Source organism: Belliella filtrata, from assembly GCF_022549775.1.
GTDB lineage: Bacteria > Bacteroidota > Bacteroidia > Cytophagales > Cyclobacteriaceae > Belliella > Belliella filtrata.
Window position 1 is genome coordinate 1 of sequence record NZ_JAKZGP010000106.1, and the last position, 7961, is coordinate 7961.

The 7961-nt window shown below is 37.4% G+C and carries 8 protein-coding genes; 1 reads left to right on the forward strand and 7 read right to left on the reverse strand.

Features of this window, described 5'->3' with window-relative positions; all coding sequences use genetic code 11:
• Positions 1 to 229 precede the first annotated feature (229 nt).
• The 7 genes from MM239_RS20250 to truA form a co-directional block, all read right to left on the reverse strand.
• The gene (locus MM239_RS20250; RefSeq protein WP_241350149.1) at positions 230 to 988 is read right to left on the reverse strand and encodes a DUF6733 family protein; all 759 of its coding nucleotides are present in this window, start codon (positions 986 to 988) and stop codon (positions 230 to 232) included.
• A 449-nt stretch (positions 989 to 1437) separates the two neighbouring features.
• A complete protein-coding gene (hemE, locus tag MM239_RS20255; protein ID WP_241350150.1) occupies positions 1438 to 2469 on the reverse strand; it encodes a uroporphyrinogen decarboxylase in 1032 nt (343 codons plus the stop codon).
• Between the two features lie 177 nt (positions 2470 to 2646).
• Positions 2647 to 3165, reverse strand: coding sequence for a hypothetical protein (locus tag MM239_RS20260; RefSeq protein WP_241350151.1), 519 nt, complete (start codon positions 3163 to 3165; stop codon positions 2647 to 2649).
• A gap of 134 nt (positions 3166 to 3299) precedes the next feature.
• The gene (locus tag MM239_RS20265; protein ID WP_241350152.1) at positions 3300 to 3812 is read right to left on the reverse strand and encodes a hypothetical protein; all 513 of its coding nucleotides are present in this window, start codon (positions 3810 to 3812) and stop codon (positions 3300 to 3302) included.
• A 1-nt stretch (position 3813) separates the two neighbouring features.
• Positions 3814 to 4401 carry a hypothetical protein gene (locus MM239_RS20270; protein WP_241350153.1) on the reverse strand — a complete coding sequence of 196 codons (588 nt, stop codon included), beginning with the start codon at positions 4399 to 4401 and terminating at the stop codon, positions 3814 to 3816.
• 85 nt (positions 4402 to 4486) lie between these two features.
• Positions 4487 to 6259, reverse strand: coding sequence for an ABC transporter ATP-binding protein (locus MM239_RS20275; RefSeq protein WP_241350154.1), 1773 nt, complete (start codon positions 6257 to 6259; stop codon positions 4487 to 4489).
• Positions 6260 to 6281: 22 nt separating this feature from the next.
• The gene (gene truA / locus MM239_RS20280) at positions 6282 to 7076 is read right to left on the reverse strand and encodes a tRNA pseudouridine(38-40) synthase TruA (RefSeq protein ID WP_241350155.1); all 795 of its coding nucleotides are present in this window, start codon (positions 7074 to 7076) and stop codon (positions 6282 to 6284) included.
• Between the two features lie 192 nt (positions 7077 to 7268).
• Here truA and MM239_RS20285 point away from each other — a divergent pair, with 192 nt between their 5' ends.
• Positions 7269 to 7748: a DUF4293 domain-containing protein gene (locus MM239_RS20285; protein WP_241350156.1), complete on the forward strand. Its 480-nt coding sequence runs from the start codon at positions 7269 to 7271 to the stop codon at positions 7746 to 7748.
• Positions 7749 to 7961: the final 213 nt, after the last annotated feature.

Genomic DNA, 7961 nt, shown 5'->3' on the forward strand with positions numbered 1-7961 from the left:
AAAAACACAAAAACTGGTTTAATTAAAAAAAAGAATTCCCTGGAAACAGGGTCATGGGAATCCTATGTCTATTTTCTAAAGCAAATTGATCAAACTACTTCAATTATTTAAAATCGGAATTGCTGGACTAATGTAGGAATCTAGTGATTTAAGATAATCTTTCGATTAATATCAAAAAAGCTGCACAAAATCAATCGGACAGCTTTTTTGACAATTTGAACTTTTCAATTTAGAAGCTAAATCCAGTAGTTACTTTAAAGAAGGAATCATTCCCCTCAACTAGATCAGTACCAAAAGACAATCTAGCAAAAGCACCACCTGTTGGCTTGCTGAATTGAATATATGGACCTAACCACTGATAAATATCAGAAGAAGAAGCAACATTCGATCCACCAGTGTTGATTAAGTGCTCATAATGTGCACCCACAGAAAAGAAATCTGAAGCCTTTATACCAAAGTTTGCCCAATAGTGAAGGTAAGACAAAGTAGTACCATTTGCAGGTGCTTCATTTCTCAAAGGCGCATAATATCCTAAGTAAATTTCACCTTCAGTTTTTGCTTTATCAAGACCAATTGTCAAGTTTGGAACAATACCATCTCCAAATATAGAAGGTCCGTCCGTACCTGAAGATAAAAGATTACCTCCCGTGATACCTATTTGTGGACTAATGCTCAAGCCTTCTGCAGGCTCAAGACCGATACCGATACCAAATTCAGTCCAGTTACCCCAGCCGCCTCCGCCTGCTCCCTGAACTCCTCCTGTTCCACCGGACCAAAGAATACCATAAAATGTAAAGTCAACATTGCTACTCACACTATATGAACCTGCAAAAAATGGATAAAATCCAAAGAATTGATCAGAGTTCAAAGTAACATCCATGCTGAATCTGCTATCATCTTGCGCAAGTGCAGGAGCTGAAACTAATACTAAACAAAGCGCAACCAATGCTGAAGCCTTTGCCAATAGTTTTGTAAATCTGTTTTTCATTGTTTTGAATAGGTTTTTGTTAGAAATAGGTTTTAAAAACATCCTTATAAATCATTTTTTATGTTCTATACTGATATCATGGTTTCAAATTTAACTATGATTCTATAAAAGACAACATATATCAGTTTTTTTAATTAAAAAAATAACCATAACATCGATTTATTACGGAAATTTCAAAAAAACCAGTTAATTATTATGTTTCAAAAACTCAAAGTCGCTCATTAATTAAAATCACAAGCCTAAAATCAAAGCATATATTTCAGATTATTTGAAAAAATACAAGAATATTAAACATCATGAAACCGATTAAATCTAAAATTGCACAGTTATCAAAAAAATAGGATGAAATTTAACCTCAATACCAAACTAATACAGAAAAAGCCCTACAATCGCTAAGCTGGATCGTAGGGCTTCTTTAAATATCAAGATTGTTTAATCTGAAACGATTGTTATTGACTCTGGTAATTTTTTACAGTCTCTATAAACACTTTTACCTTTTCTGGGCTAATGTCAGGATAAACTCCGTGGCCTAGGTTTGCAATATGTCTTCCACCTTTGAATTGAGCCATCATTTGCCTGGTAGCTTCCTCCACTTCTTTTGCAGAACCATATAAGGCCGCTGGATCTAAGTTTCCTTGTAGTGTCTTATCATCACCTATCATCTTGCGTGACTCAGCAACACCCATATTCCAATCAAGTCCAATAGTCTCACAATTTAGCTTACCCATCTGCTCTCTGGCAAAAAACGCTCCTTTGGCGAATACAGTTTTCGGTACTTCATTGATGGCGTCACAGATCTGAGCTATATAATTCAAGGAATATGTTTCATAATGATCAGGAGGCAATATTCCCGCCCAGCTATCAAACAATTGGATCAAATCAACTCCTGCTGCTATCTGAGCTTTCAAGTAATTGATCGTACTATCTGTGATCATCTGGAGTAATTGATGCGACAATTCAGGCTGTGTATAGAGCATGGCCCTGGCTTTAGAAAAAGTCTTGCTTCCTGATCCTTCGATCATATAGGCAAAAATAGTCCAAGGTGCACCTGCAAAACCTATCAATGGCACCCTCCCATCCAGCTCTCTCTTGGTGATTTTGATCGCGTCGATCACATAGCTAAGATCATCCACCCCATCTGCAACCCTCAGCTTTTTCAAATCCGCTGCTGAGCTAACTACATTTGGAAACCAAGGACCTCTCTTCTCCACCATTTCATACGGTAAGCCCATAGCCTCTGGAATCACCAAGATATCAGAAAAAATAATGGCAGCATCTACACCCAAAATATCCACCGGCTGTATAGTAACTTCTGCAGCTAGTTCAGGAGTCTGAGCAAGTTCTATGAATCCACTCACACTTTCTCTTACCGCTCTGTACTCTGGAAGTATTCTACCCGCTTGACGCATCAGCCATACTGGAGTTCGTTCTACAGCTTCACCTTTGGCAGCCCTAATCAATAAGTCGTTTTTCAATTGCATGTCGCAAAGATAAGTCAGGAAATTAAATTAATAGAAATTGGAGCATAAAATTGGAACTGGAATTTTAACCTGTCCATTTATGCAACTAGTTTAATAACGTATAAAAAGTGAAACCAGATTACTAATTAAACTTTAAAACAACTCATAAAAAAAGCCTCCCAAGGAGGCTTTCTTATTTTAGTTCAATTTGATGATATCATCTTCTGTTTTGTCCAGTAGCTGCATCACCCCATCAAAGTCTGAATAGTCTATTCTTGCATTTTCAGCCATTGGATCTACAGGGAGGATTACAATTCTGAAAACTTGACCATTTCTATAATCAGCGGGCAATTGAGATAAGTTAAAATTCCCATCCATAAATATATTGTAATCAAACATTGTGAATTCATAGTTATAAGAAAATATACCGAACTGAGGAAATTCAAAATTCACTTGAGGCATCAACCTCCATACATTTACACCATCCTCTATTCTCCATTGGGAGTAAATCAAAACTTTATCAGTTCCCTCTATTGTGTATGGAAAATCTACAAATCCTGTACTGAAATTATTCCCTGAATTGAAGTCTACTAAACCAGTCTGAAACACCTGACCTACGATATAAGTCCCCTCTGGTCCTGGAGGGCCCATTGGCCCTTCACAGGCAAACATGGCAACCAAGCCTAATGCGAGCACTCCTTTGATAAAATTCTTCATAATGCTTAATTTAAATGTGGATATTCTTCTTTTACGGCTTATACAAAATATAAGTTTCATCCTCTTGATATGAGCGTGACATCCAAAACTATACCAAAATCCAAGCTTATATATTTATGAAACGAAAACAACAATCATCGATTGATAAGGCCAATTACCTCAACTGAATCAGGATCAATGATTTTATCCAAATAGATAAAGGGTTCATTAGCTCCTTGACCCATCAAATGAGCCTTCATTTTGGACTTAACCCTGTTAGGGCCTGGCATAACGAGTCGGTGAGCATTTACATGAGCTACGATACCGAAGTCAGCTGAGAATTCATGCTGCTCAAAACCACCTAAAGCATCCTCCGTTTCAATACCTACAAAAACTTTCATCGTATCTAGCTTTCCTGCTGGTTCGACATAGTATAAGGTGAAAAGTGGCAGCCCCCTTCTCGATGCTTCCTCACCTACTCTTTTAAATGTATCCCTCACACCATCATCCTGCGGAGTACCTTCATACGTCAAGCCTTGCAATACTAATCTTGGTTCATCTATGGTAGTAAAGGTAACTTCATTGAAACCTCCCAAATTCTTGAAAAGGAGCAATCCAACTGTCAACAATAACCCCACGATTACACCTGCAATGATTCTATTTCTCATCTTAGAACAAATATCTCACGCCAATACCACCCTGGAGCTTCACATGGCCAAATCTATCTAGCAACTCCATGAATAAGCCTATTTCTGCAAAAACACTGATCGGTAAATCGTCGAAGTAATATTCACTTCCTCCAAAAATCTCTGGCCCTATATCGATATTTCTCCTTGATTCTCTATAAAAAATACCTGGAACACTACTAGAAGGATCAGTATAGGTATAATCTACACGGGTTGACCTCAACTGAAGTCCGGCACCTGCGTAGGCCAAAAGATAACCTTGATCAATATTCAAATCATCCGTAATATCCTCATGATAAGCCCCTCTCACATTGAAGGAAAATGATGAACCTGTACTATGGCCGGCATAAAATGCATTAGATGTAGGCCTATTATTGTCAAAAGACCTAAAATAATACTGGGCACTGTTTGCCCCTGCTCTACCAAACATCCCTTCTATGGCAATGTTTCCATCCAAAAACTTCTTATACGTAATAGACAATGGCTCACCTAATCTCAACCCTATCCCATCTTCTTGAGCATTTGCTATACATGTCGCCATCACCATGGCTACAATCAGTAACTTTTTCACGTTAATTTATTTATTGGTTTAGTATTAGATTTCCACATTCCTCAAAAATGAGGCCTTTATTCATACCTATAATCATCATTGACTTCTAGATTGCCATAGACTTGAGTTGCATCTTGTGTAAATTGGCATAATATCCACCTAGACTTAGTAAGCTCTCATGGGTTCCTGTTTCTTTAATCTCTCCATGATGAAGTACGATGATTTTATCAGCCTTTTGAATCGTAGATAGCCTATGTGCTATCACTATTGAAGTCCTACCCTTCATCATCTTATCTATGGCTTTTTGGATCAGTTCTTCTGTCTCTGTATCTACCGAGGAGGTAGCTTCATCCAAGATAATGATCTCGGGATTATACACCATCGCCCGCACAAATGATATCAACTGTCGCTGACCAACAGAAAGTGTAGCCCCTCTTTCTTTCACATTGTAATCCAGTCCTCCAGGTAGCCTTTCGATAAATTTTTTAGCACCTACAAGCTTGGCAGCATGCATTACTTCTTCCCTACTAATATTTGGATTCCCTAAAGTGATGTTGTAATAAATCGTGTCTGAAAACAAAAACACATCCTGCAATACTACGCCAATATGTTTTCTTAGGATACTTAATTCAAACTCCCTTATATCAGTCCCATCTATTTTGATATTCCCTCGATTGATTTCATAAAACCTACTTATCAAATTAATAATCGAAGATTTGCCAGCCCCTGTAGCGCCTACCAAAGCTATGGTTTCCCCATGTTTCACTTCGAAATTAATATTTTTGAGTACATACTCCTCATCATTGTAGGCAAACCATACATTTTCTAGGTTTATGTTACCCTTTATTTTTTCAGGCTTGAAACTCCCTTCATTAGGAATCTGATCATCACTTTCCAGAAGTTTAAATATCCTGCTTGAACTTACTACACCCATCTGAAGGGTATTGTATCTATCAGCTATCATTCTGATCGGTCTGAAAAACAACTGCAGATACATGATAAAAGATATCAACACACCTACTTTGATCTCCAAATCAAAAACACCTGTAGCACCATACCAGACCACCAAACCAATCCCAATCGCCTGAATAATCTCTGCTACTGGAAAGTAAATGGAGTAATACAACACAGACCTGACATGAGCTTTTCTATGATCCCTATTAATATCTTTGAATTTCTCATATTCTCGCTTTTCTCTGTTGAACACCTGCACAATGTTCATCCCTGTGATATGCTCTTGTAAGAAAGAGTTAAGATTGGAAACAGCATTTCGTACATCATTGAAGGCTACTTTGATCTTCTCCTTGAACACGTAAGTCGAGATAATCAAAAGTGGCAATGTACTTAAACTGACCAATGTAAGCTTCCAATCAATATAAAACATCACACCCAAAATAGTCACAAGCTGTAGCAAGTCTCCAACGATAGCTGCCAACCCTTCGCTAAACACATCCGCTAAAGTCTCAATATCTGAAACATTCCTAGTCACCAGCCTTCCTATTGGGGTATTATCAAAAAACTTCAGACGCATCTTAAGCAAATGCCGATAAAGCTTCACCCTTATATCTTTGATAATCACCTGACCTATCCAACCTGACAAATAAGTATGTACAAACTGGACTATTGCTTGCAACACCATCAAGCCTATCAATAGGTAAATCACCTTCACCAATCCATCATAGTCCCCAAGAGCGACATGATCATCTATAGCAACTTGGATAAAATAAGGCCTTGTAGGCGCTAAAACTGCCAGTGCGAATGTAAGAAAAATAAGAAAGTAGAACCTACCTTGGTATGGCTTGATAAACTGATAGAGTTTCTTCAGCACTTTGGTGTCTATGATATCACCACTTTTGACATTTTCCTGTTCTAGGCTCAAAATCTTAATCTAATTAACTATTCTAAATAAATATATCTTCTGGATACTCTACACTGCAAAGAAACAATCCAGATGCAGGTGCTGAAGAACCTGCTTTAGACCGATCTTTGCTATCCAAGATTTCTTGAAACTGTTCTGAGGTCAACCTTCCCTCACCCACTAAGACCAAGGTTCCCACGATCGCCCTCACCATTCCTCTCAAAAACCTATTGGCCGTGATATGAAAGTGAATTTCATTGCCTATTTGTTCCCAAAATGCCGTTTTTATTTTACAACCAAAATGATTTACATCTGTCTTTACTTTGCTGAAACATTGAAAATCTTGGTGTGTAAGTAACAACTTTGAGGCTTGATTCATAGCCTGAAGATCAAGAGGTCGATAATAATGCCAACTTAACCCAAATCCAAAGGGATCTTTTTTGGTCGTGATTTTATAAACATAACTCCGCCAAATCGCATTAAATCTAGCATGTGCATCATCTCTTACAGGCAATATACGATGAACAGCAATATCTTTTGGCAAAAGTGCATTGAGTTTCTTAAGAAAATCAGCTTGTTGAACCTCTGATTCAAAAATCACATGAGCAAACTGCTGACTTGCATGAACTCCTGTATCTGTCCTCCCAGACCCCATAATTTCAACTGGCCCTCTCATGAGTGTTGAAAGGGATTTTTCAATGGTTTGTTGAACAGAGGTCGCATTTTTCTGTGATTGCCAACCATGATATGCAGCACCATTATATGCTATTTCTAGAAAATATCTTTTTGAAATTTCAGTCACAGCTGCAAAGATACTATTACATCCTAATTTCCGCACATGATTACCAGCAATTGTGATTAAGGGTCAATACTCCTTCTCTTCAAAATTTCCTGAATTAGTTATCATGCATGGTTTTAGGGAATTTAAGAACATAAATTCAACAATTTATATTCAAAATCATCCTGCACAACAGATCATTTCTTGCGATTCTTCGATTTACACCCTTTCTTTGTCAAAACTTCAATAAACATGATACAAAGAATTCAAACCATATTCTTATTCCTTGTGGCTGTTGCCATGATTTTGGTAGTGAGCTTCCCTATATGGCAACAAGTAAACCCAGGACAAACCCAAATGTTGACACTATCAGCGTGGAACTTGGTCATATTGGATATTCAAACTCAAGAGGTATTGAGCTCAAGTAGTAAGTTCTACATAGGCATATTAGCAATCATAGCTGCTGGGCTTGCTTTGTTTAGCCTATCCCAATATAAAAACAGAACCAAACAGATGTTTCTCAATATGATCAACTCTTTGGTAATGGTCGTTACGCTTGGATTGATTGTCTATACCACTTATCAAGCAAATGCTGAATTCAATCCTAATGCAAATGGTGCTTTTGTGCTTGGGTTTTGGGCGATATTCGGTGGTATGATCTTAAACTTACTCGCTAACAGGTTTATAAGAAAAGATGAAATGCTTGTCAGATCTGTAGATCGCATCAGGTAGTTTCAAATACTATAAGTTAAACCTTAAATCCACATACTTTTCAGTTTTTTATAGACTAAAATCAGTTATTAGAATTCATTTTGTGCAACCTGAAAGATTCTGTGTTAAATTTCAAATAAAATCTAAATTTTTTACCTTTGATTTGTAAATCAGCTTAAGCTAGATTCAAAAGGTCCTGTTATTTCTGGCAGGGCCTTTCTTTTTTCTTCATAA